This is a genomic window from Thalassomonas actiniarum (assembly GCF_000948975.2).
Lineage (GTDB): Bacteria > Pseudomonadota > Gammaproteobacteria > Enterobacterales > Alteromonadaceae > Thalassomonas > Thalassomonas actiniarum.
In genome coordinates this window covers 3,238,825-3,261,916 of record NZ_CP059735.1, presented here as the reverse complement: position 1 = coordinate 3,261,916, position 23,092 = coordinate 3,238,825, and the positions used below count along the sequence as shown (strand labels likewise).

The window sequence follows — 23,092 nt, the reverse complement described above, 5'->3', positions numbered from 1 at the left end:
GGAAAACGAGCTGCATCTTCTCACTAATATCTTATAAAACAATCGATTAGCTTACTCTTTCAATGAGGTTGTCTGCTGGCACTGAATTTGCCATTTAAAGCTTATGTATGGGTAACAAAATGAATTAACAGGAAATGTCATGGCAACGGCGTCCCTGATCCCAACGAGCGAACGTAATCAAGTTAACAGTGTTTCTGCCTATCAACAAACGGCGGAATTAAATGCTTTGTCGGCTCTGTCAACCGCTGGCCGGGCCGTTAACTGGCTGCAAGCCGCCGATATGCTTGCACATAACCAGGTAGGGGCAGGGCAAAGACTGGAGCTGATGTTACAGATGCGCCAGGCCCTGGCACCGGAAAGTCCAGCATTATCCCAAGCACAATTATTACTGGCCAGTGATTTGGCCGGTTACTTGAGTGACTGGCCCTTACTGGCCTCGATTTGCGGCAAGTTGCTTGAAATAAATCAGGGCGGTAGCAAAACAAACCTCAATCCGTCCGGCACCGAAACTTTAAATATCAACGAACTTTGCATCAAACAAAGTTATTGCCTGGAGCAAATGGGCTTGTATAGCGAGGCACTGGCGGTACTGGAGAACCAGCTGCTGGCCCGGCCATTTGACCCCGAACTGATCACCAACTATGAATACTGCAAATCGCAACGGCAGCAGCTGCCGTTTGCCCTGACGGATTTGCAAGATGATCCGCTGATGTTACTGCCGCTTAGCGAACAGCACCTGGAAAACTTCAGCTGGCAATATGCCGACTCCCGTATCCGAAAATTATGTAACTTACCGAAATTTACCTCAAACGAGCAGTGGCTGCAGTGGCTTAACAGCTGCCGGCAAGAGCGGGGGCTTTACCTGTTTGCGGTGATGCATATCGAATGGGGTTTTATCGGCTCAGTTTCCCTGGAAGTCTATCAGGGGGTTGGCTTTTTTTATTACTGGCTCGGGGCCGATTTTCAGGGACAGGGTTATGGCCCTAAAGCAGTGGCGAGATTGCTGGCCCTTGCACAACGTTATTTTGCCCAGGACTGCTGTTATGCCAAGGTTTATCACCATAATGTCCCGTCGCAAAAGGCCATGGCCAAGCTGGGCTTTACCCCGCTGAATTTCGAAATAAAACCGCCTTTTGCCAATGAGACCTTTTATTACCTGGGGCCGGAGAAAAGCCAATGGGACTTATACCGGGAGCTGAATTGGTTGTTGCAGGCTCAGGACTCAGAGCTTGAGCTGGAAGAAAAATACTTTGCTCCGTGCAAATGAAGACGGGTCAATTTTCACCCTGAGCACAACTTGGCCGTTTAAAGGGACATTTATATCAATAATAAAATAAAAATATGCATAAATAACAGTATGTTAAACCCTGGAGTTTAAGTGCGTAACTGGCACAGTTTCTGCCTTTGAGGTTAGTACCTTCATGTAAGGTATTAACCTCTATTTTTATCAGCAAATAAGGTGAAAATTTATGTCAAATGCACACAGACGAAACAGTATAGGCAATAGTGCCCTCAGTCAGAGGGTACTGAGTAATGCCCAGAGTAACGGCTCTGTCTTTGCTTCTGATACGGTGCTTAATGTCCATCACTATAACAGTGCCCAGGATCAGGCTTCCGGGATGACCAGCAGCAGCAATCAAAACTCGCAGATCATCCGGGTACGCAGTAATAGTGGCTCAACCTATGATGTTCATACCCATCAACAGGGCAGCTATCATAGCCGAACCACTAATTAATATTATCCGGCAAAGAGGGTTGTTGAAACCGGGATTTTATGAGTTGTTACCCGCATTACCGGGGAGAAAACTCCCTGAAAATATGCAATTCATCTCATCAGAACCCGGTTCATTCATCCTATTTGGCAGGCATTTTAAATGCCGAATAAAAGCGGTGTTCGTCAGGCGGGGCAGCAATCGGGCATGCCCCGGATCAACAAAGGAGAGCAAATGAATAAATTAAGGCAATTTACCTCAGATTTTGCCGGCGGGTTTGCACAATCTGGCTTTGAACATGCCACCGGCCAGAAGGTCAATACCCGGCCTTCGGCAGGTAGTACGGCGGGCGGTCTTGTTGGCAATTATGTCTTTGGCAAAATGCAGCAGTCACAGCCAAGGATACATTACCCACAGCCAAATCAATATCCTGCGTTTAACTCCGGCAATAGTCAAAATAACAAATAACCATTTTATAAAATGTTTCAACTATTTGTTAATGACACTTCCTGGACATCAATAGTGAAAACCATTGATGTCCACTTCTTGAGCAGAATGCTTACTTGAGGTGATTGAGGTGGCTGACGGCATCTTTTAACTGCTCATCCAGCTCTTGGTGTTTGAGCTGTTGTTTCTCACTGTCAAAATTGTCAAAAAAGCTCGGAATCGATAAGCTGGCCTTAACAATGCCGTTAAAATACGGGGCCGACTGTATTGCTGTGGCCAGTACGCTGGAAGCCCCCATAGATCCCGGAGAGGTTGACAGCAGCACCATAGGTTTGTTTTGAAATACCTTAGGTTCGATACGGGAGCACCAGTCAAACAGGTTTTTATAGGCGACGGTATAAGAGCCGTTATGCTCGGCAAAAGAAATGAGTATGCCGTCACTTTCGGTTATTTTGGCCAAAAAAGCCTTTGCCAGTTGAGGGTGCCCCAGTTCTTCTTCCTTGTCCTGGCTGTACAGGGGTAATTCATAATCATTTAAATCCAGGAGCTCAACTTCACTTTTGGTCAGTAGCTGTGCGGCGTATGCCACTAATTGTTTATTGATGGATTTCTTATGGTTGCTCGCGGCAAAGGCAATAATTTTCATCTGGGATCCTAAAGGTATTTGGTTATGGCAATAGCGCTAATTGTAGCGGTTTATTTATCCTAATAAAAAAGGCCGGTTAGTATCAAGCAGTTATATCGATATCGGTCGCCCAAATATGCCCGGGGAACAAGTGTTCCGTTTTTTAGCCGTCTGCTTAGCTGAAGGAGGTTTTCCGGGTCAATCAGGGAACTTGTGGGTCAAATATTCCCCGGTTGACGGTCATTAAAAGCTGCTGACAGGAAAAACGAATGCAGCAAGTCGTACACAGGGTCCGGCTTTCAGGGCTTGCAGCATTTTTATTACCTTGGCATCAATCATGCCTGATAACGGTTAACAGCACTCCCGGGTAAATAAAATGGGTTTAACAGTATGACAGAGAGCCGGCAACCTTTAGACTTGATGGCAATAGTGCCAGAGCGGCGGCAAACCCGGCCTTTGGCGATAAAAATTGAACTGGGTAACAGCGACAGCAATCTTAATGATGATTATCTGCGGGTATCTTCCTTTCAGGGGCAGGAAAGTGTCTCCGGCTTGTACCAGTTTAATCTTGAACTAAAAGCCAATGAAGACAATCCCGCCAGTGTTGCCAGTATAGATACTTCAAAGCAATTTGCCCGCAGCGCTAATGAGCAGCTGGCACAAGGTATGGGGGCGGATTTATTGGGAAAGTGGGCCCAGCTGCGCATGGGGCTGCCTTATGATCTCGATCGTTTCAGCCATAAACCGCTCGACGCCGCCCCCGGTTGGGAAGATGATACCCCGTCGCGATTTTTCAACGGCATAGTGACCTCCGTCAGCCATAGCGCTCCCGGCGCCTACCAGTTATCGATACAATCACCGCTTTATCCGCTGACCTTACGTAACCGCTATTTTATCTACAAGGATATGTCGATAGAGGAAGTGGTCAATGCCTTGCTGGTACCGGAAACCCTGAATTATCACAGCCATCTGTCGCTGAAATTTAAACTCAGCGGCCAAACCATTACCCGGCGCCAGGACTGGCTGCAGGCAGGGGAGTCAGATTTTGCTTTTCTGCAGCGGGTACTGGCCAAGGCCACCATACATTTTTATTTTATTCATGACATTAATCAACTGACGCTGGTGTTTTCCAACCAAACCACCAGCTTGCAGGAAGTTACCATTCCCGGGGCCGAAAACGGACAAGTCGGGTTGCGTTACAGCTACACCGACATTAAAACCCTGGGGTTGCAGCAAGATGATCTTTTCACTGAGCTTAAATATGAAGTAAAAATGGTGCAGCAAACGGTGCGTACCGTACTGACGCGGCAGCAATCTGTATGGGAAACCAACCAGGTGGCCAAGTACACCAGTTATGATGAGACTAACGATCCCGGTAGCGCCAGTGTCGATTATCTCAGGCACCGTTGTTATGCCTACGGGGTAGACGATGACGAAGTGCAGGGGCAGGAACAAAAGGTTTGCCAGCAACTGGCCACGGAAGAAGGCACCTTAAGCGGTACTGCTAGCTCGGCCTTGCTCAGCCCTGGATATACTTTTACCCTGATACAAGCGGCGGTAAGCGATACCGTATCGGCCAGCCGCATGCCGGCCCAGTTTAACGGCCGCACTTTTGTCGTCACCAAAATCAGCCATAAAGCCAGCGACAGTGAAAGTTATACCGGCACGGTGGAAGCCACGGAAGTCAATATCAGCGAAGATGCCAACAAGGATACCCTGATCACGCCTTTTGATATGCAGGGCACCCAGCAGGGCAGCGTGCTCGCCAAAGTATTAAAAACCGCAGTCCCCAAAGACTGGCGCTACCGCAATAAAAACAATTTCCAGACAGAAATGTCGTCCGCCACTTTTGATCAGGATGTCGACCGCAGGATCGGCTGCATCGTCCAGTTCGCCACCGCCACCGGCGCCGATGATACCCATTGGGTGGCCCTTTCTTCGGCTTCGCAAACCGCGCCCGAGGTCAATGCCATGGTGATGATAGGGCGCGCGGGCAATGAAAGTGAGCTGCCGGAAATCCAGCAGGTGATCTCTTCCCACGGCCAGAAAACGATACAGCCGCCGGAGCGGCGCGCCAACCACTGGACCGCCAATACCTCCTGGGGCAGCAACTATTCCACCAGTTTCGGCGATGGTATCAGCATACGTTACGGCAACGAATCTGTGGTGGACTTGCCCCAGTCGATTAAAATCGTTGAAAGCGCCTATGATAATCCCGGGGTCCTGGCCACCAACTACGGCAACAGCAGTTTTAACAAAGGCAGCTCTTTTGGCTTTTCCGTCAGTGATAATGATGAAAGCGGCTTATCCAATGCCAGCGTTTCCGCGGGCTGCAATTTCAGTGAAAGTCACAGCAAGCAAAATTACAATGTCAGCTTCACCGGGGCCAGCCAGGGCTTTTCCAAAACCAATAAAAGCGTGAATGTTTCTTACCAGGGCACTTTCAGCGATACTATCAATTATGACGAACCCAGCTTTATCAACGGCAAGATTCCACAGCAGTCGATCATCGATATCTGCGACGCACTGGCGGACGGCTCCACCTATAGCCAGAACCACCTTACCGGCAAAACCATCAGTTTAAGCGGAACGGGTACAGCGCCGCCGACCAGTTATGATGATTCTGCCACCGTTTATTCCCACTCTATTACCGTAGGCAAAGTGATGAATACAAATGAACTCACCGGTGATACTATCAGTGAGTCCACCACTACGGGGGATACCACAAGTACATCAAAGCAAACCGGCAATACAGACAGCAGCAATACCCAGATAGGTAACAGCAAAAGCTCAAACACCCATATAGGCGATAACGACTCCACCAGCAAGCAAATCGGCAATACCACAAGCAACAGTTTGTTTATCGGCACCAAGGATGAGGTGCAAACCAATATCAGCGCCACCAACTCATTGGTAACCAATATTTCTGCCGCCAATACCATAGCCACCAATATTTCCGCTACTAACACTATCAGCACCACCTTAGGGGTGAGTAATAACATCGAGACCTATATCGGTGCGAAAAACAATATCAGCACCAGTATTGCCGCCAGTAATACCATCAGTACCAATATTGCGGCCAGCAATACCCTGAGTACCAATATATCCGCCAGTAACCAGGTCGCCACTAACATCGGGGCCAGTAACAGTACAGTGACCAATATCAGTGCCAGCAACAGTACTTCTACCACCATAGGGGCCACCAATAATACCGAGACTTTTATCGGCGCAAAAAATATGACCTCCACCAGTTTGGCCGCCACCAACAGCACCAATGTCTTTATCGGCGCCACCAACGAAACCTCGCTCAGATTGGCAGCCAGTAACAGCAGCAGTGTCAATATCGGCGCTTCGATGAGCGATGCGATGAACCTTTCTGCCAGTATTTCAAGTGCTACCACCATGGGGGCCAATATTTCCACGACCACCAGCATGGGGATCAATGTGAATAATTCCACCAACATGGGAGTCTCGGTGAATTGTGAAAACAACTTAGGGGTTAAGGCACAAATTAGCGAAGGGCCGATGGCGGTTGAAACCAAAGAAGAGTTAATCGCCAAATTATCGGGCACCACGGCGGAAATCGTAACCATGAGCATGATACTCTGACCATGCAGATCATTAAGCCCGCCAAGCTGAGCCTGATCAGTAAAACCTATGGCTTTCATGGCAACCGGTTTGCCATCGGCGCCATATGCTTCTTTCGCCTGGGCAGCCAAAAAGCAAAAGCGGAGCTGTTAACGGAAAACAGCCAATGGCCGCTGATCAGCGCATACCTGAACAACAGCATATTGGACATGGGGTTTGCTAAGCCTCACGGCGAGTTTTTGATCGCCGGCAGCGCCTGTGCGCCAAACCGGCAACCTGTGACAAAAATGAAGGTATCCGCCGGTATCGGTAAGGTTAAAAAGCGCCTGAAAGTCATAGGCAACAGACACTGGGACGGGGGACTGTTAAGTCCGGCAAGTTATCCGGCCCCTTTTAAGCAAATGCCGTTAACCTATCAAAATGCCTATGGCGGTGAAACCTTTGCTGAAAATCCGCTCGGTAAAGGGGTGATCGACAAAAAAAGCAAAGATGCCAAAAGCGGCTATTATCACCTGGCCAACCTTTATCATCACAAAGAAAGTACCGGTGCCGACAGGCAAAAGCGCAGGGTTGCCGGTTTTGGCCCTTTGGATATTTGCTGGCCGCAAAGGGCCAAATACCAGGGCACTTATGATCAGCAATGGTTGAAAGAGATTCATCCCGGCTTTCCAAACGATACCCGGGCGCAATTATTTAATGCTGCGCCAAAGGATCAGCAAATAAAAGGCTTTTTTAATCCCGGCGACAGTTACCGCCTTGAAGGCATGCATGCCGATTTTCCCGTGATTGAAGGCCTGCTGCCTGACATTCACGTACGGGCTTTTATCAGCCAGTTGCAAGGGGGCGATGAACACTTTAAAGAGGTTAACACCGCCATTGATACCGTATGGTTCTTTCCCGAGCTGTTACTCGGGGTTGCCATTTACCGCGGTGTCGCTCAAGTTAATGACTCAGACGGCCTGGATGTGAAAAAGCTGTTGCTTGGCTGTGATGGCGCACAGGATCCTCCCAGGGAGGCCAGTTACTTTCAGCAGGTAATGGCGCTAAAGTCCGATAGCAAAACCGCACTTGCCCATATCTTTAACGAATCACAACTGATGCCGGCAAAAAACAAAGTACAGCAGGCACAAGAAGCCGAGCTTTATGCCAAGGCGAAAGAACAGCAGCAACAAAGAGTTGAAGAGATGCAGGCATTACAGCTGAAGAAACTGCAATCATCACATCCGGATACGGCTATCTCTGAAACTAAAGCCCAGCCTCAGCCCGTTGAAGATGAACCGGATCCCATTCCGCAAGAACTCTTGGCTAAAGGGGATATCGACTTATCTCCTTATCTCAAATTTACCGATAGCTTGCAGGCAAAAGCCAGAGCCGATATGGAGAAAAAACTGGCTGAGGCACAGCAGCTAAAGCAGCAACATGCCAAGGCAGCGCCAAAAGCCAGCGAATCGGTAGAAAGTATGCAGGCCAGGGTGAACAATGTGGTTTATGTGCTCGCCACCGACTTAGCCGAAAAAGCAGCCAAAGACAAAAGCCAGCAGAAAAAGCCCCAATGGGCGGGATTGTTGCCTTGCGATTTACCGCAATCAGATCATATCAAGCAAGCCGCCAATATAGCCTCGGGCAACGACAGGCAAACCAGGCAAAATTCCCCTCAAGTTACGGTTTTCCCCGTACCTTTGCCTTCGCAGGGGCCGATAAAAATGCGTCGCTGGGTAATGGAACTATTGCAGTCAGGGACTTCGCTGGCAGGCAGGGATCTCGCCGGGGCCGATTTATCGGGTATTGATTTCAGCGGCCGGGATATGCGGGATGTGATGCTGGAGCAGGCGGACTTAACCGGCTGTAATTTTACCGCCTGCCGGTTGGACGGCGCCGTTTTCACCCAAGCCATTTTAGATAAAGCAATATTTACCGGCTGTTCCTTGCTTAAGGCCAACCTGGCCTCGGCAAAAGGCAAGCAAGTCAATTTTAACAAGGCCGATTTAACCCAGGCTAACCTTATGCACACTTCCTTAAAGCATTGTGATTTCAGCGATGCCCGCTTAAACCGGGTGCTGGCCACCGAAGTGGACTTAAGTTGCAGCCTGTTACATAGGGTGAGCTGTGAAAAAGGACATTTTGTCCAGGCCAAACTGGTGGGCAGCGACTGGTTGCAGGCAGAGATTAAAAACTGCATTTTTTTACAGCCGGTGATGGACAAGAGCAACTGGCAACAGGCGACATTAACCAAGACCTTGATGGTTGAAGGCAGCGCACAAGGCATCAACTGTTGCGGGGTACATGCCGAAAAAGTCCAGTTCAGCAGTGTGGCACAGTTTTCCCGGGCAGATATTTCCGGGGGCAAGTGGCTTGGCTGCGGTTTTCGCGGTCTGGATCTGAGCTTATCGGATTTTCGCGGCTCGGTATTTAAAAACTGTGACTTTGGCGAAGCAGATCTCAGCGGCTGCCAGCTTAATGAAGTCTTGCTGGACAACTGCATTATGAGCCAGGCCAGGTTTGATAAAAGCGATTGCCGGGGCATATTGATCAATGAAACGGCATTGCGCAAGTGTCTGTTTAATAAGGTGGACTTACGTCAGGGGGAGATCGTCAATGCCGACCTCACCGAAGCCGAGTTCAGCCATTGCCAGACCCGGGATTTTAAACAAAGGCCGGTGCCTTCAATAAAATAAGCCTCTATAAAGCAGGTTTTGTTGGTCACCAGATGCCTAAGGAGAGTAAATGAGCACATTAGACACTATCCGGGAAAAATTAGCCAGCTGTCAGCCGGTGATGGGACTGGATTTATCCGGTGAGGTTTTACAGCAACAGGATTTAACCGGGGCGATCTTTATTAACTGTAACTTTACCGGCGTCAGCCTTGAATCGTGCCAGCTAAACAGGGCTGTTTTTACCCAATGTAACTTTAGCCGGGCCAAGGTAGCAGATTGTTCCCTTTGCCAGGCCAACTTTATCCAGTGCGATTTTAAAGAAGCGAATTGGCAAAGTCATTGTGAAATGGCCATGCTGAGCGAGTGCGATTTTAGCGGCGGCAGCTGGCAGGAAATCAAGGTACAGTCCTGCACCTTAAATCAATGCAATTTCGCCGGGGTTAAATTCAACCAATGCCAGTTCCATACCGTGACCCTGACGGATATTGAAGTGACCAAGGCCAGTTACAGCGGCTGTATTTTTACCAATATCGTCTGGAACAATACCGATTTTAAAACCATCTTGTTGACACAATGCGCTTTTACCCAGGCCTTGTTATTAGGTTGCGACCTCAGCGGCCAGGACCTGACGGCGACGGTTTTTAAACAATGCACCTGCAACGACAGCTTGCTGGTGGGCACCAAACTGGCCAAAGCGGACTTGCAATCGTCCAATTTCTCAAAATGCGTATTAACCGGCACCGACTTTAGCGGCGCCTTGCTGACCCAGGCATTGTTTATCGAAAGTAAAATTACCGCCTGTATCTTTGAGCAGGCGGATTTATCCAGCGCCAACTTCCAGCAGGCTGAGATAAAAGACAGCAAGTTTGCCGCTTGTCCGCTTGCCATGGCCTGGTTCAAAGGCATCAAAGGCACCGGGCTTGATTTTAGCCAGTGCGATTTAAGCTATGCCAATTTCAGTTATGCCCAGTTGAACAAGTGTAACTTCAACAAGAGTACCTTTTTGCGCACCAACTTCCATGCGGTTAAGCAAGATGACTGCAGCTATAAAGGTGCAGACAAGAGCCAGTTGCTGACCACAGATGAAGAGCAACAAGCCATGGACGAAAAACTGATCGAATCCGGAGTGACCCCATGAATGCAAAACTAAGCTTTAACGCCAATATCCAGCCTCAGTTAAGCACAGTGTTTACCGGAGAGATCACCGGTTATGACGCCCAAAGACAGAGCTGGCAGCTGGATCGGCAATTTGATGCAAGCTGCGCCGTGAGTTTGCTGGTAAAGCCTGAGATCGGCGACAAAGTGTGTTTTATTGAAGTTGATGACCACTATTACCTGGTGCAGTTACTGGCTCGAAGCCGTGAATACCAGGAGTTGGTGCTGGAGTCGGGCAAAAATGTGCATTGGATCGCGCCAAGATTACGTTTCACCGCCTTTGACAAGCTTGAACTGATCTCACTGAACAAACTGGCACTGACCGGGAAAGATTATCTGATGTCGGCGGCCAGTTCCATGGTGCTACATGCCGAGCATATGATCCAGCAACTGGGACATTTATCCCTGACAGCCAGGGGGCTATTGAAACAAAGCGCCAAACACCAGGTGATCACCGCAGAAAAAGATGTCCGCATCGATGGCGAACGCATCAATATGGGTTAGCTGTATTCACCAACAAGAATAAAAGGAGCTGTTTATGTTTGCCAATACCCAAATGAGTGCCATTAACCTGGGTTTTCCCGATGTCTGTAAAACCATAGTCGGTCCGGCGGTGGTGCCGATCCCGTATCCCAATATCGCCACCACCTCAACCGCCATTCCCAATATTTTCAATCTGTTTACCATGGCAATGCCGGATCATAACCTGATGACGACTGTGCCTTTATCCAACGGCGATGAAGCGGGTGTGGCCATGGGGGTGGTATCGAGCATGATCATCGGCCCGGTGCGCCATATGTTCGGCAGTGTAAAGGTCTTTAAATCTGTGATGCCGGCCACCAAGATGTTATCTCCGACCGGACAAAACGGCATGGCGCTTAATGTGCCGGGCATGACGTTAAGCCCGTGTCAGGTAAAGGTAATGATTTTGTCCTGATTGTTTTAAGTAAAGCTTTATTTAAAGGCGCTAAATTGCCCTGACTTATCCAGATGTTTGCTTTCTCTGTGTCCGGTGCGCTGGTCGTTTGTTTGTGCCAGGTGATTGGCGGAGATCTGAAACGGCACCCGGGTAAAAACCTTCCTATTGATGGCTCCTTGCCCGAGTTCGGTTCTTAATTTGGTGCCCGGCTTGGCATCGCCGCGGCCCACCGCCTGAATATAATCCAGGCCTGAGCCTAAACCGTTAAAGTAGTCCTGGCTGGAGCTGTTTAACTTATGGTAAAGACCGGAGCCGGCCCTGGTGGGTAAAAAACCGTCTACCGCGGGCTTTTCCGGGCGACGGAGCGAGGTACTGGGCAGGTTCATTTCATTTAAGGTGCGAATTTGCAATTCGGTGGGGGTGACGCCGTTACGGGCAAAAATATCGTCTTTGGCTCCGTGGTTATCGCCGTAGGCATTACCCAGTTTAAAACTGGTGGCAGAATTTCCCTTATCCCGGACAATGCGTACCATCTGGTGATAATTGCGTAAAATCGGCTGGTAGTTCATAAGCCCGGCTCCCTGTACTTGGCTATAATACTTTGGCAAGTAAACGTTTAGACCCGGTTTATGGCGCCGTCGGCGTTTTTGCCTCGCCTGCTTTGCCATCACCTTTTTTATTGTCAGAAAAGGGCCACCTGATCAGTGTAGTTGAAATTCCATGTTTTTCTTCCAGCTGCCGGCTTTGAAAATTTGCCTGTGCCTGGTTGGGGTAGGGGCCAAGAATAAGCAAATACCAGTAACGTTGCTGATCGCTCACCTTGATAATATCCGGAGTTTGCGCCAAAGCATATTTTTGCCCCTGATCAACCGCTTGCGCTAACTGGCTAAACAGTCCCAGACGCAAACCAAAGTCCGCAGTACCCTGCTCCAGGGGGTTAAGTAAAGTGGCGGACATCAGCAAAGGTTTTTTTAATGAGTCCTGGTTAATCAAATAACCAAGGTGTTTATCAGCGCCGTCGCTGCCAGGTTGAAACTGGGGCAGGTAGAGGGTGAGCCCGGTTCCGGTGGCGAGTAAAACCACAAACAGGGCGGCGATGTTTTTTATCATTATGGTTAACACTAAAGTCCGTTTAGCCCTAATTTTATACCATATCAGGGGATTACACGAAAAAGGGTATATAATTCATCCGGGTTAACCCCTTTGCGGTTATAAACTCAAAAACAAAGTTCAACTAAAATATAAATAAGCACAGGAGTTGAGGTGGGTATGCACAGCAGAAACCGTTATTTTCCCATGATCGCCTATAGCGATGCCGGGCCTGAGCTAAGGGCTTTGTACGATGATGTGATGGCACATTTTAATGTCGATTTTGTGCTCAATTACTTTAAGGCCCAGGGTGGTAATATTGCCTTGTTAAAGGGAAACTGGGAAAAAATTAAGAGTGTGCTTTTTCATGGCACAGTACCCAGGCTGCTTAAAGAAGAAATCATCTACCGCATTTCCAAACAGCAAAACTGTCGTTATTGCATGTATGTCCACAGCAAGATCATTGAGGATTTACAGGCCAAAATACAGCGATTAAAAGGCAAAGATAAGAGCATAGGGCAAGCTTGTTATTTAACCCGGGAGCAGGAAGGTGCGGCTGAGCTGCTGGCCGCCATGGCGGCGGAAAAAACACCGGATACGCAAGTTTACTGTGATCAGCTCCTTGCTTTAGGCTTTAGCCAGGAGCAGGTACCTGAACTATTGGCGGTGGTTGATTTGACCTTCATGATAAATATGCAGGCCAAGGTTTCCGGTATAGCCGTTGATGAAGAATTACTGCATAAATTAGAACTTTAATCAAAAGCGACAGTTTTCCCGCGGCTCAAAATCCCTTCATTTTATTTTGCAGGGCAAATATGCTCTCCCCAGCCAAAGGGGATAAAAGGTTTATCCTTGTCCAGTTCGGCGATATCAGCCAGTCCCGGTTGCGCTGCCAGCGTAACGGGTTAAACCGCTCCGCCTGGCGCCGTTAAGCACGGGCCTTTGTGGTCTTGTCATGACGTATATTGCTCCCGGCACCTTGTTTATTGTCTCCGGCGCGGGGTTGATTGCTGTTGCCTTATCGGCTTTATTCTTAACCCAGGTCTCCAGAGTACAAAGTAATAACGGGCATATTCGGGATAATCTGTAACAGGTTTTCATGCGCAGGGCATACAGGAATAAAAATTCCGCCTGTACATGTCTGTCCATTACCCTGACAAGCTTATCGCCATTTCTACCACTTATCGGTAAGTGATGCTCTGATAATGCTTTTAGAACCTTTAAAGGTAAACTCTAGGTTAACACAATGTAACAAAATATTGCGATTGTAAACCTTTCTTGCTAGATTGAATAAACTGCAAATTTTTGCAGTTACATTACAAGGAGTTAAATATGAAAATAATAAAAGCAGGTGTTTCACTCGTTTTAGCATCAAGCCTATTACTCAGTACCAGTGCCATTTCAGCTAAAACCTATGTCACCACATGTGGATTTAATCCGACGCAGATTTTTGATCCGGTAGAAAGAGCTTACACCAGCAGCCAGGGCTATCAGCAGTGCCCTATGTATATTTATGTGAACGGGGTACGTTATAACCATATCTATACCTTGCATGATGGTCAGTGGGTAAACCCGTAACCCCTTGAAGTATCAACAGCCGGGAGCAGGCTGAGTTTGCTCCCGGCTGTTGATACTCTCTTTGCTGCAGGCAGCTGCCAATGGGAGTGACTGAAGCAATATGCCTCAGTCACTCCCATAGCATTTGGGGCTATAATGCTTTACCTTCCTTATCGACCGCATCAAGTTGATTGCCATCCGGGCCACCATCTCTTGGCGGAATCAAAGCATTGATTTCATTGCTGCCGGCCAGCGCACTTTTATCAGTCAGGGTGTGCAGGAATGCTGCGAGATAACTTATTTCATCAGCGGTTAAATTCTTGGTCGGATTATCATTGTTACGATCAGACTCAGCCCTTCTTGCCTCCTGAAGTGCCATCACACGCTCTTCCCCCTCACCAACAACACTCCGGCATTCTTCGTCAGTTAAACCCTTAAACTGGGGGAGTTGGCAAGCTTCGTTGTTTTCATAAAAGCCAATAAGGGAGCCATTGGTATCGTTATAATGTTCAATCACCCGCTCAAGTGTGGTAAAAACCCCTTTATCCCCATAAGGCGCAGTAATGCCTACATTTAACAAACTTGGCATTCTAAACTGGCCCTTGGCGTTACCGTCACTCCCGGCATGTATCCCCAGTTGCGGATACACAGGGCCACGGGTTGCTTCCGGGGTAAAAAAGACCCCGTCATGGCAGTTAGCACAGCCTGAGCCGGTATAGAAAAACAGTGCGCCGCGCTTTTGGGCTTCATTTAAACTGTCGCGGTTACCGTCGATATAATCGAAGAAGGGGTTATCGATAAAGAGGAATGACGCTTCATAGGCTGCTATTGCCCTGGCTATGCGCATGAAAGATATCTCTTCGCTGCCAAAGGCTTCATTAAAGCCTTGTGACCAGTCTTGTTCTAATTTGGTTGCAATATGGGCTCTGTATGACTGTGGCGATGCAAAGCCGGCGCTGCTGCCCATTTCGGCATCGGCCGTGACCGGAAAATGCGCTTGTGCAATAAGCAGTCTTAATGGGTCGGTATTATCAACTTGCTCTTTTAAGCTTGCTGTTACGTCTGCCTCTGGAGTTCTTACATCCGCTGTGGAAACAGCCCCGCTGGTCGATGCTTTACCACCAGATCCTTCTGTGGCGACCCGTTGATCCCAGAACATGCTATCAACCCAGAGGGCAGAATTACATATATGTGGCGAGTGTCGACCAACCAGGGGAACAGCATTACCATCAGAGCGACCTGGCCCCAGCAGATCAGGATTATCGGCATTAACACCTATGGGCAGTGAAAGGCCGTCGCCACCGCATCCCAGTGCCGGGTGGTGACAGGAAGAGCAGGAGGTATCATCGTTCTGGCTTAAGGATTTACTGTGAAAAAGACGCATCCCAAGGTCAATCAATGCCGGATCTTCTTGTTTTCTTAAGCGGGCGACATAAGCCCGAATATCTTCAAGTCCTTCTTTTAGCGTGTAGTCTTGGATAACCGTGTCCAGGCAGCTATCAAGCTTTTCTGCAGGCACTTCGGCAATGGTTCTGACGCCACAAACCTCTTGTAAATTTAAAATACCGGTCCTGAGTACAGATCCGTTGCGCATGCCGTCGTTGTCGGCATGCGCCAGGGTTTTGGCACTGTCGCTATTTGAGCGCGGACTGGTATTTTTTTCAGGATCAAATGCCACCACATGGTAGCTATAGCGGGTATTAACATCGAGTCCCTCATCGATAAAGGAAGTTCTGCGGGTGTTTGTAATGCGCTTGTTGTCACGAAAAACATGATATCCCTTGATATTATCCGCTCCCTGCGGCGCCTTCCAGGACAGGCGTATTTCACTGGCCGACAGGGTGTCGACAATAAGCTGCTGTGGCGGGGAGCTGATATCAGCCAGAGCGTCTCCGGCCAGCAGTAATGCCATAGGAGCAAGCAATTTGATCGCTTTTGCCCTGACCGGTTGTAATCTTGAATATATGTCCATAGATAGAATCCTTACATCTCTTATTTTGTAGCTTAACTGTTTTTCAAACCCGGAACTTACTCCCCAAACTCCGGTGATAACAGTGACGGTTTGATAGGTGTCAAAAGCCCGGCTTTTAACACCTGTATGGTAGCAAGCCGCTATGAATGCCGGGAATGGACGATTAAGAGAATATCGGGTACTTTTTGCAACGGCCGGGCATTAGAGTGTATGTACATCTTCAATATCATGCGGCATTTTCTCCAGTTGACGTTTAGAATCCCGGTAAGCATTAGGAGACTGGCCTTCATTACGCCGGAAAAAGCGAGCAAAATAAGCCGGGTCATCAAACCCCAATTGGTAGGCAATGTTTTTGATGCTATGCCCGGTAAACAAGAGTTTACGTTTGGCTTCCAGTATTAAACGGTCATGAACCAAGCCGGAAACCGTTTTACTCAAATTCGCCTTGGCAATTTCGTTAAGATGACGACTGGTAAGTCCAAGTACACTGGCATAATATTCTGCTGAGGTTTCCCGGGTATAGTTTTCTTCAATGAGTTGCTTCAACTGCTTGACGCGTTTGCTGTTGGCATTGTTTACCTTGTCGTGCAGGCGGTTACTTAAGCGGGTTAAAGCCGTCAACAGGGCGGTGAGCAAACTCCTGAGGATAATGCAGGCAGGGCGTGGCCGCTGATATTCCTGTTGCACGGCTTGTATCAGATGCTTCAAGGCTGGCAGCTCTTGCTCGGGGATCTCCAGGTAGGGACACGGAGAGTGCGGGGAGAGCAGTTCACTTTTTGGTATTACATTGAGGTAGGTGGCTGTTAAGATGTCGGCAGAGAAGGTGCAGACAGCCCCGCTAAAACAACTGTTTTCATGCCAGCGGTGCTGCTGGCCGGGATAAACCAGATAGAGACGATTTTTCATAAGCGGGTATGCGATATTCTCGATAGTGTGACTGCCAAGCCCTTGTTCGATCCAGATAAATTTGTAAGCTAGCTCACAAGGCACGCTTAAGTATGACCGGGCCATGGTCATGTTTTCAGGCTGATAATCCATGGTAAAAACGGACTCATCAGGTATTGGGCTGTTTTCATCGGGGTCAGGTGCCTGCGCAAGGGAATCTGATTGTGACAAACCATTATTTCCTTTAAAGATTATACTGATGATGATATCAGGGCTGCTGGTAAACGGACTTAATTGATTAAGTCTCCAGACCGGCATCGGCCCCGGGTCGATTTCATAGTTCTTAATCTATAAGCGACATATTCTAAGTCCAGATTAAATAACAATAAAAATTTCTCAAAAACAGCTAACAGACACGTCTGCAAAATTCGCCATACCGCTATAATAAAAGTTAATTTATTACTTATTAAAATCACTATTTTAAAAGATAATATATATTGATTTACCTCAAGAAAATCCTATTGATGTCCGGGCTTCTATATTATTCAGGGATTATACTGGAAATGCTGTAAGTTTATACTTTAGCATTTGATAACTGGAGCTTGATGGATACCACCACCGCCTTATTGCAAATAGCCGTCATTCTTATTCTGGCGCGGATTTTTGGTGAAATTGCCGGATATTTTCAAATACCGACAGTAATAGGTGAAATCCTTGCCGGGGTTATTTTGGGGCCTTCGCTTTTGGGCTTAATTCAGCCCGATGAACTGATCCGGGTTTTTGCTGAGGTTGGCATTATTCTGTTACTGTTCCAGATAGGGTTAGAAACCAATATCGGCAATTTGATCAAAACCGGCGCTAAGTCGGTGATTGTTGCCATCGGTGGGTTTTTTCTGCCGTTTATTCTTTGCTATACGCTCAGTTATTACGGCTTTGGCTTAAATATTCTCTCTGCCTTGATGGTTGCCGGCACCATGACCGCTACCAGCATAGGCATTACCATGCGTTCAATGAAAGATATCGGCCAGCATAATAGCAAAGAAGGCCAGATTATCTTAGGGGCCGCCGTACTCGATGATATTATGGGCGTAATTTTACTGGCTATTTTATTTGATTTTTCCATCACGGCTAGAATCGATATCACCAGCGCCTCACGCATCCTACTCTTTATGATGATCTTTTTCCTGGTGGCGCCAACCGTGGCCAAAGCCATCAGCTACCTGATCAGAAAATTCGAACCGCAAAGTTCATTGCCTGGTTTGGTGCCAACCACCATAGTGTCTCTGGTGTTATTTCTTGCCTGGTTATCCCATGCCATCGGTATACCGGAATTGCTCGGCGGCTTTGCGACCGGGCTGGCATTGTCACGCCGTTTCGTGATCCCATTTGGTATGGCGCTGAGGGTTGATGAAGACTTTTCCAATCATGTACACCAGCAAATGAAACCTATTATTCAGTTGTTTACACCGATTTTTTTCGTCTCGGTCGGGCTTTCTCTCAACCTGAGTGAGATTGACTGGACCTCGTCATTTTTCTGGTTTTTTTCCTTATCTATGACCGCCCTGGCGATCGTCTCCAAGCTCGGCGGCTCGCTGCTGCTCAAGGAAAAACTGGCGAGTAAAGTGGTGATCGGCTTAGCCATGGTGCCCAGGGGGGAAGTCGGTCTGGTCTTTGCGGAGCTGGGACGCACTGCCGGACTGTTCAATCATGAGATTTACGCCACCATAGTGATCGTAATCGCCTATACCACTTTATTTACTCCTTTTTGGTTGCGGCAGTTTTATAAACGCTTCGGACATCAGCTTAAAGAGGAATAACATAAAAGCTTAGCGCTTAGCAAAAATTGGAAAATAATGCCCGTTTCTGCAAACTTTGCATGAAAAACCACCTGACTTCATCAATCTAAGCTTTTATACCTGGGGTATATTCCCTTCAAAAACCAGCTAAAAGCCTTATTTTATAAGGCTTTTAGAGTTATTCGAGCTTAATTTAACGTAACGCTACGTAAAATCTGAAGTATCTCGCCTGGGATTACCCGTTAGATTTTACGTAGCGTACTGTTTTTATGGAAGGTATTGCACGATTATTGTTCAGCGCTGTTTTAAGAGAAATAAAGCTTCATTCTTGACTATGGTTAATCCAATTCTTTTAATTTTTTCTTTCGTCCGGATAAATGTCTCTCCCTGGAGTCGCTTTCAATATATCTGTCTGTGGTTTGCATCGAAGAGTGACCGGCATCGTCACGCACATGCTCCCGTGGTCGGGTTTTAACATCTTCAGAAATCCCGGTATGACGCAGCCAGTGTACTGTAGCCAGTTTCAAATCTTCGGCATCTTCTGCCAGGCCGTCGTTTTTCATGCGCTGGTAGCTGTTATCAAAGCATAATTGCACTATCGAACGTATCTGGCGTGTGCTGGTTACCGGACCTTTGCCTTTTTGCTTGGCTATCAGCGGCGTATGATCGCCCAGGGTTGGCATAGCCGGTAGATTCAGGAAGCTGCGGTAACGTTTCAAGGCGGCGATCATTTCATCGCTGACGGTAATTTTACGCGATTTATTGCCTTTGCCTATCACATGCAGCCACCAGTTACCGTCGCTGTCGCGCTGGAAATCTCCCATGGACGGTGAAGATCTTTCATCCGCCACCAGCTCAGAAATCCTTAAATACATGCCCAACAAGCAGTTTAAAATAAACAGCGAACGCTCGTGTACTTCCGGGTCTTCTGCAGCCATAAATTCAACGGTTTCAATGATATAATCCCACTGAAGGTTGCTTATCCGGCGTACCGGTGCGCTTTGCTGGCTTTTCAGCATAAACTTGCTTTTTTGACGGATCAAAAGTACGGGGTTAGCCTCGATTAGCTGCTCCTGGATCAGGAAATTGAAAAAAGAAGACAATACCGCGAAAATTGACTGGACAGAAGCCTTGGATAATTCAAAGTCTCTGATATCCGGGCTCAGGCCTTTTTTGTTGTCGAGCTTAGATACCGAAGCGACAAAGGGGCGCCAGTCAGGATTTGGAATACGCAGGCCGTTTTTGGATTTGAAGCGGCCAACGTTTTTGGTGCCGATCCAGTGCTTGGGGGGCGCTTGGCAAAAATGAATATAGCTTTCGATGTCTTCACGTTTAAGCGCCTGGACATTCTTGCGGTGGACCAGCCAGGACCATTGCAATAAACGTTCGGTTTCACGCCGGTAGACATTGAAGGTGGCAGAGCTGCCGTTGTAGCTGTAAATAAATTTCCAGGCATATTCGTATTCGCCATTGGCCAGCTCGGGATCAAGTTCGCTATCTGGGGATAAAGCAGAATTGATAAACGGACCGGCATTAAAACTTTTTAACTGGAACGGGTTGTCCAGATAAGTGAGATTGTCAAAAACAGGCAAAGGTTTTATTTTCGCAGAGAGTGTCGGTTTAGCTGCCATAAGTTATTGAAGCCTTGGTTTTTCTTATTTTGCCAGGATATAGGGCCTAGTGTACCCGGATAAACACTCAATGGCAATACTTCCGATAATAACAATTATCGGAAGTATTGCGGGTGTTTTCAGATAGCCACAAAAGCCCTGTTTGTTGCCTATGCTTTAAGAAAAAGTCATCTGCCGGCAAGCTAAGCTTTAATGATATCGTTAACTTCATCTGCTGCTTATTATTAGCCTTGCTAAATTTCCTCTGCCTTAGCTGGTGCTTTTAAAATAGGTCTTAGCTCTATTCAGTGCCCGCTTGCCTGGCACTTCTTACCAGTTCAGAGAAGTACCACTTCTATAACCTGTAAGATAAGCCTGTGATGAACTTGCCAGGATTCAACATTCAAGTACAACGGAAATATTGACTATCCCGGTATCCATGTCATATTTATCTTAGATGGTTTGAGACAGGATAAAACATGCAGATCTCACTCCCCCTTGAACTTGAAGCCAAAATCAAAGCCAAGGTTGAAAGTGGTCTATATGATGATGCCGGTGAAGTGATCCGTGAAGCGCTGCGTTTTATGGACAGCCATGAAAAGTGGCTCAGTGAGGTCAAACTTTCCCGGTTAAGGGAGCAGATGTTGCCGGCACTCAACCAGCTTAATAGCGGCAAAGGACTTGAGCTCTCTACAGAACAAGCCCTGACTGCATTTTTTCAAGAGCTTCAAGACTCGGCTTCGATAAATGATGGCTAGCTATACCTTGCTCATGTCACCAATCGCCCACCAGGATCTGCAAAAAATAGTTCAATATGGCTCCCTTAACTGGGGGCAAGCCCATGCTTCACAATACCTTAGCCGCTTTAAATCCGCTTTTCTGCGGTTAAACCTATCACCGGAAAATGGCATCAAACGTGATGATATTATGAATAATTTATATGTCTTTCCGGTGGAAAAACACTATATCTTCTATCAGATCTTAGAAAATAAAATAGAGATCATTCGCATTCTTCACGCCAGATTAGATCCGCAAAGAACATAAGCGGGAATCTCCAGCTTTCAGGTGAAACAGAAGATTCCCGCCAATACTGCACACTTTATTTATTCAGTACACAAGGTAAACTTGCCCGGTCACTGCTGCAAACCCGGCCCGGTAAACCCGGACTGATCGCTTCACCCTTGGCCCATTGTGCTTTGATAACATTGGTGACCGTGGTTTTTAGATCGATCAGCGCTTCACCGTAAACGATTTCCTTGTCCAGGTTGAGCATGGTATAACCGTCCTGATCGCCATTGCTTGGATCGGCGATATAATCACTCACCGCTGCCACTATCACGTCTTCATCTTTTACCGGCGTGATATTACCTGATTTATCAATCAGGCTTAATTCACTGAAACTATTATTTTTTACGTCATGGCGAAAGGCTAATCCCGAGCTTTGCAACCACCAGCCGTTGCCGGTCCAGTCTTCTATGCTGTGGGCTATGGTTTGCTTAAGCTGTATACCGCTCATTTCTATTAAACGGATACTCACCGGGTACTGAAAAATACCATTGATGTACCAGTTATTAAGCTCACTGCCTGCCGGAATATTCTGGTTCAGCCTCAGGCTGCCGGAATTGATCAGGGCTATCTGCACCTTACGCTCGAGCTTGATATCATCAAAAGCACTGACCATGATATCGGCAATACCGGCTCCCAGGTTGGTTTCATAGCGGCGGATCTCCAGCTCTTCGGCAATAAGGTCAACATCGGTTTTACCTATCACCTTCAGCAAACAGCTTGGTTCTTGCTGATGCTTGTCGCAATACTCTTTCTCATAACGTTTAATCCAGTGCTGTGTGCGTTTGGCAACCGCATCATCCGAGGCTATGGTAGAGTCTTCAACAATACTGTATCTGTGGCTGATATCTACCTCTCCCGAAGCCGAGACTGTCACTTTAGCCACGGCCGCGCTGCGAATATCGGCATCGGCTTTGATCACACAAGATTTTGCATTGCCGACATCAACACATATATGTTGGCGGTTATGCTCATGACCGCCGAAAATAACATCAGGGCCGTTTTCACCCAGCTGCCTGAGCAGCTCGGCATCTTCTGAAATCCGTAAATGGGTCAGGGCGATGATCACCTCGGCCCCCTGCTCTTTTAAGGCGCTGATATTTTTTCTCGCTACCGCCAGATAATTATTGTCAATGGCGGCATACTCAGGGATCGCCATATCCGTGGTGATGCTGAACAGGCCGACCTTAACGCCGTTAATCGTTGTTACCGCATTGCTGAGCAACGATTTATTGAACCCGGCGCTGCTGTTGCTGGCGTTTTTATCCAGGGTAACATTGGAGCCGAGCCAGTAAAAGTCAGATTCTTCAATGCGTTTAGCCAGCATAGGGCCGTATTTTTTTGCCGACTTATCAAATTCATGGTTGCCAAAGGTCACATAAAGGCGATCATCAAAACCGGAAGCCTCGCCATCGAGCTGGTTCATCAAATCTATCATTTGCTCGCCTTTATATTGCGTGCTCATAGACGAGGGAAACAAAAAGTCTCCGGCATGCAGCAAGAGTACATTTTCATTATCTGTGCTTAATTGCTCCCGCAAGGTACGCAGGCGCGCCATACCGCCGGATTTTCCGGCATCTGTGCCTTCAATATTATAAATATCGTTCACCGCCAGAATGGTAAACTGGCGTTTTTGTTGTTCTGCCCGGTTTTGGCTGCCGGTATTTTCCCCAGTTAAAGTACTGCAAGCACCTAATGTCAGTACAGATGCCAACAGTGTCAATTTCAGCCATGTTTTTTGCACCATAATAAGCCTTTCCCCATAGCGGTTGCTGCAGCTTTCACCAGCAGCAAAATGATTATCAAATGAAATTTATTTTTTAAAGTTAAGAACAACTTAGATTTGTTTAATAGTGTATTCGTTATTCGCGCTAATAACCATTTTTTTTCCTGCGCTCACTATCGCCTGCTATCCGTGAAAATAGCGCTGCGCCGTGATTTTATGCTGCTAAAATTAACATGTGCCGGCAACAAAACGCAGGCACAGGGAAACGATATTCGCGTAGCTGACTGAGGGC

At 47.5% G+C, this 23,092-nt stretch carries 21 protein-coding genes; 14 read left to right on the top strand and 7 right to left on the bottom strand.

The window, feature by feature from the left end; genetic code table 11:
- Positions 1 to 139: 139 nt before the first annotated feature.
- The 3 genes from SG35_RS14240 (at position 140) to SG35_RS14230 (ending at position 2,180) form a co-directional block, all read left to right on the top strand.
- Positions 140 to 1,267 (top strand): GNAT family N-acetyltransferase, encoded by a 1,128-nt coding sequence (locus SG35_RS14240; RefSeq protein ID WP_044832844.1) that lies wholly within the window; start codon positions 140 to 142, stop codon positions 1,265 to 1,267.
- A 202-nt stretch (positions 1,268 to 1,469) separates the two neighbouring features.
- The gene (locus SG35_RS14235; protein WP_044832843.1) at positions 1,470 to 1,736 is read left to right on the top strand and encodes a hypothetical protein; all 267 of its coding nucleotides are present in this window, start codon (positions 1,470 to 1,472) and stop codon (positions 1,734 to 1,736) included.
- A gap of 138 nt (positions 1,737 to 1,874) precedes the next feature.
- A complete protein-coding gene (locus SG35_RS14230; protein ID WP_044832842.1) occupies positions 1,875 to 2,180 on the top strand; it encodes a hypothetical protein in 306 nt (101 codons plus the stop codon).
- 91 nt (positions 2,181 to 2,271) lie between these two features.
- On the opposite strand, the gene SG35_RS14225 is transcribed toward SG35_RS14230, so the two are convergent.
- A complete protein-coding gene (locus SG35_RS14225) occupies positions 2,272 to 2,805 on the bottom strand; it encodes an NADPH-dependent FMN reductase (protein WP_044832841.1) in 534 nt (177 codons plus the stop codon).
- Positions 2,806 to 3,174: 369 nt separating this feature from the next.
- Between SG35_RS14225 and SG35_RS14220 the strand changes: the two genes are divergently transcribed.
- From SG35_RS14220 to SG35_RS14200, 5 genes are read left to right on the top strand one after another with little or no spacing between them, the layout of a single operon-like run.
- Positions 3,175 to 6,393: a contractile injection system protein, VgrG/Pvc8 family gene (locus tag SG35_RS14220; RefSeq protein ID WP_044832840.1), complete on the top strand. Its 3,219-nt coding sequence runs from the start codon at positions 3,175 to 3,177 to the stop codon at positions 6,391 to 6,393.
- Between the two features lie 2 nt (positions 6,394 to 6,395).
- Positions 6,396 to 9,047 carry a DUF2169 domain-containing protein gene (locus tag SG35_RS14215; protein ID WP_044832839.1) on the top strand — a complete coding sequence of 884 codons (2,652 nt, stop codon included), beginning with the start codon at positions 6,396 to 6,398 and terminating at the stop codon, positions 9,045 to 9,047.
- Positions 9,048 to 9,096: 49 nt separating this feature from the next.
- Positions 9,097 to 10,164 carry a pentapeptide repeat-containing protein gene (locus SG35_RS14210; protein WP_044832838.1) on the top strand — a complete coding sequence of 356 codons (1,068 nt, stop codon included), beginning with the start codon at positions 9,097 to 9,099 and terminating at the stop codon, positions 10,162 to 10,164.
- Complete coding sequence (locus SG35_RS14205) at positions 10,161 to 10,685, top strand: DUF3540 domain-containing protein (protein WP_044832837.1); 525 nt, start codon at positions 10,161 to 10,163, stop codon at positions 10,683 to 10,685. The genes SG35_RS14210 and SG35_RS14205 overlap by 4 nt, the downstream gene beginning before the upstream one ends.
- 34 nt (positions 10,686 to 10,719) lie before the next feature.
- Positions 10,720 to 11,118 (top strand): DUF4150 domain-containing protein, encoded by a 399-nt coding sequence (locus SG35_RS14200; protein ID WP_044832836.1) that lies wholly within the window; start codon positions 10,720 to 10,722, stop codon positions 11,116 to 11,118.
- 17 nt (positions 11,119 to 11,135) lie between these two features.
- Here the strand turns inward: SG35_RS14200 and SG35_RS14195 are convergent, their stop codons facing one another.
- Positions 11,136 to 11,669: a hypothetical protein gene (locus SG35_RS14195; RefSeq protein ID WP_044832835.1), complete on the bottom strand. Its 534-nt coding sequence runs from the start codon at positions 11,667 to 11,669 to the stop codon at positions 11,136 to 11,138.
- A gap of 58 nt (positions 11,670 to 11,727) precedes the next feature.
- A complete protein-coding gene (locus SG35_RS14190) occupies positions 11,728 to 12,210 on the bottom strand; it encodes an SPOR domain-containing protein (RefSeq protein WP_044832834.1) in 483 nt (160 codons plus the stop codon).
- Positions 12,211 to 12,369: 159 nt separating this feature from the next.
- On the opposite strand from SG35_RS14190, the gene SG35_RS14185 reads away from it, so the two are divergent.
- The 3 genes from SG35_RS14185 (at position 12,370) to SG35_RS14175 (ending at position 13,767) form a co-directional block, all read left to right on the top strand.
- Positions 12,370 to 12,945 carry a carboxymuconolactone decarboxylase family protein gene (locus SG35_RS14185; RefSeq protein ID WP_044832833.1) on the top strand — a complete coding sequence of 192 codons (576 nt, stop codon included), beginning with the start codon at positions 12,370 to 12,372 and terminating at the stop codon, positions 12,943 to 12,945.
- A 199-nt stretch (positions 12,946 to 13,144) separates the two neighbouring features.
- Complete coding sequence (locus SG35_RS14180) at positions 13,145 to 13,279, top strand: hypothetical protein (protein WP_269082176.1); 135 nt, start codon at positions 13,145 to 13,147, stop codon at positions 13,277 to 13,279.
- Between the two features lie 242 nt (positions 13,280 to 13,521).
- Positions 13,522 to 13,767, top strand: coding sequence for a hypothetical protein (locus SG35_RS14175; RefSeq protein WP_044832832.1), 246 nt, complete (start codon positions 13,522 to 13,524; stop codon positions 13,765 to 13,767).
- A gap of 130 nt (positions 13,768 to 13,897) precedes the next feature.
- Here the strand turns inward: SG35_RS14175 and SG35_RS14170 are convergent, their stop codons facing one another.
- Both SG35_RS14170 and SG35_RS14165 read right to left on the bottom strand, forming a co-directional pair.
- Positions 13,898 to 15,718: a cytochrome-c peroxidase gene (locus SG35_RS14170; RefSeq protein ID WP_044832831.1), complete on the bottom strand. Its 1,821-nt coding sequence runs from the start codon at positions 15,716 to 15,718 to the stop codon at positions 13,898 to 13,900.
- 201 nt (positions 15,719 to 15,919) lie between these two features.
- Entirely contained in the window at positions 15,920 to 16,834 is a 915-nt protein-coding gene (locus SG35_RS14165; protein ID WP_160298298.1) for a helix-turn-helix domain-containing protein, read from the bottom strand.
- Positions 16,835 to 17,208: 374 nt separating this feature from the next.
- Here SG35_RS14165 and SG35_RS14160 point away from each other — a divergent pair, with 374 nt between their 5' ends.
- On the top strand, positions 17,209 to 18,420 hold the full coding sequence (locus SG35_RS14160; protein WP_044832830.1) for a cation:proton antiporter: 1,212 nt from the start codon (positions 17,209 to 17,211) through the stop codon (positions 18,418 to 18,420).
- A gap of 317 nt (positions 18,421 to 18,737) precedes the next feature.
- Here SG35_RS14160 and SG35_RS14155 read toward each other — a convergent pair whose 3' ends face one another.
- Positions 18,738 to 20,030: a tyrosine-type recombinase/integrase gene (locus tag SG35_RS14155; protein ID WP_044832829.1), complete on the bottom strand. Its 1,293-nt coding sequence runs from the start codon at positions 20,028 to 20,030 to the stop codon at positions 18,738 to 18,740.
- A gap of 458 nt (positions 20,031 to 20,488) precedes the next feature.
- Here SG35_RS14155 and SG35_RS14150 point away from each other — a divergent pair, with 458 nt between their 5' ends.
- Both SG35_RS14150 and SG35_RS14145 read left to right on the top strand, forming a co-directional pair.
- Positions 20,489 to 20,767, top strand: coding sequence for a ribbon-helix-helix domain-containing protein (locus tag SG35_RS14150; RefSeq protein ID WP_044832828.1), 279 nt, complete (start codon positions 20,489 to 20,491; stop codon positions 20,765 to 20,767).
- The gene (locus tag SG35_RS14145; protein ID WP_084692734.1) at positions 20,757 to 21,053 is read left to right on the top strand and encodes a type II toxin-antitoxin system RelE/ParE family toxin; all 297 of its coding nucleotides are present in this window, start codon (positions 20,757 to 20,759) and stop codon (positions 21,051 to 21,053) included. Before SG35_RS14150 ends, SG35_RS14145 begins: the two co-directional genes overlap by 11 nt.
- A gap of 55 nt (positions 21,054 to 21,108) precedes the next feature.
- Here the strand turns inward: SG35_RS14145 and SG35_RS14140 are convergent, their stop codons facing one another.
- Positions 21,109 to 22,821, bottom strand: a complete 1,713-nt coding sequence (locus tag SG35_RS14140; protein WP_044832826.1) for a bifunctional metallophosphatase/5'-nucleotidase — start codon at positions 22,819 to 22,821, stop codon at positions 21,109 to 21,111.
- Positions 22,822 to 23,092 lie beyond the last annotated feature (271 nt).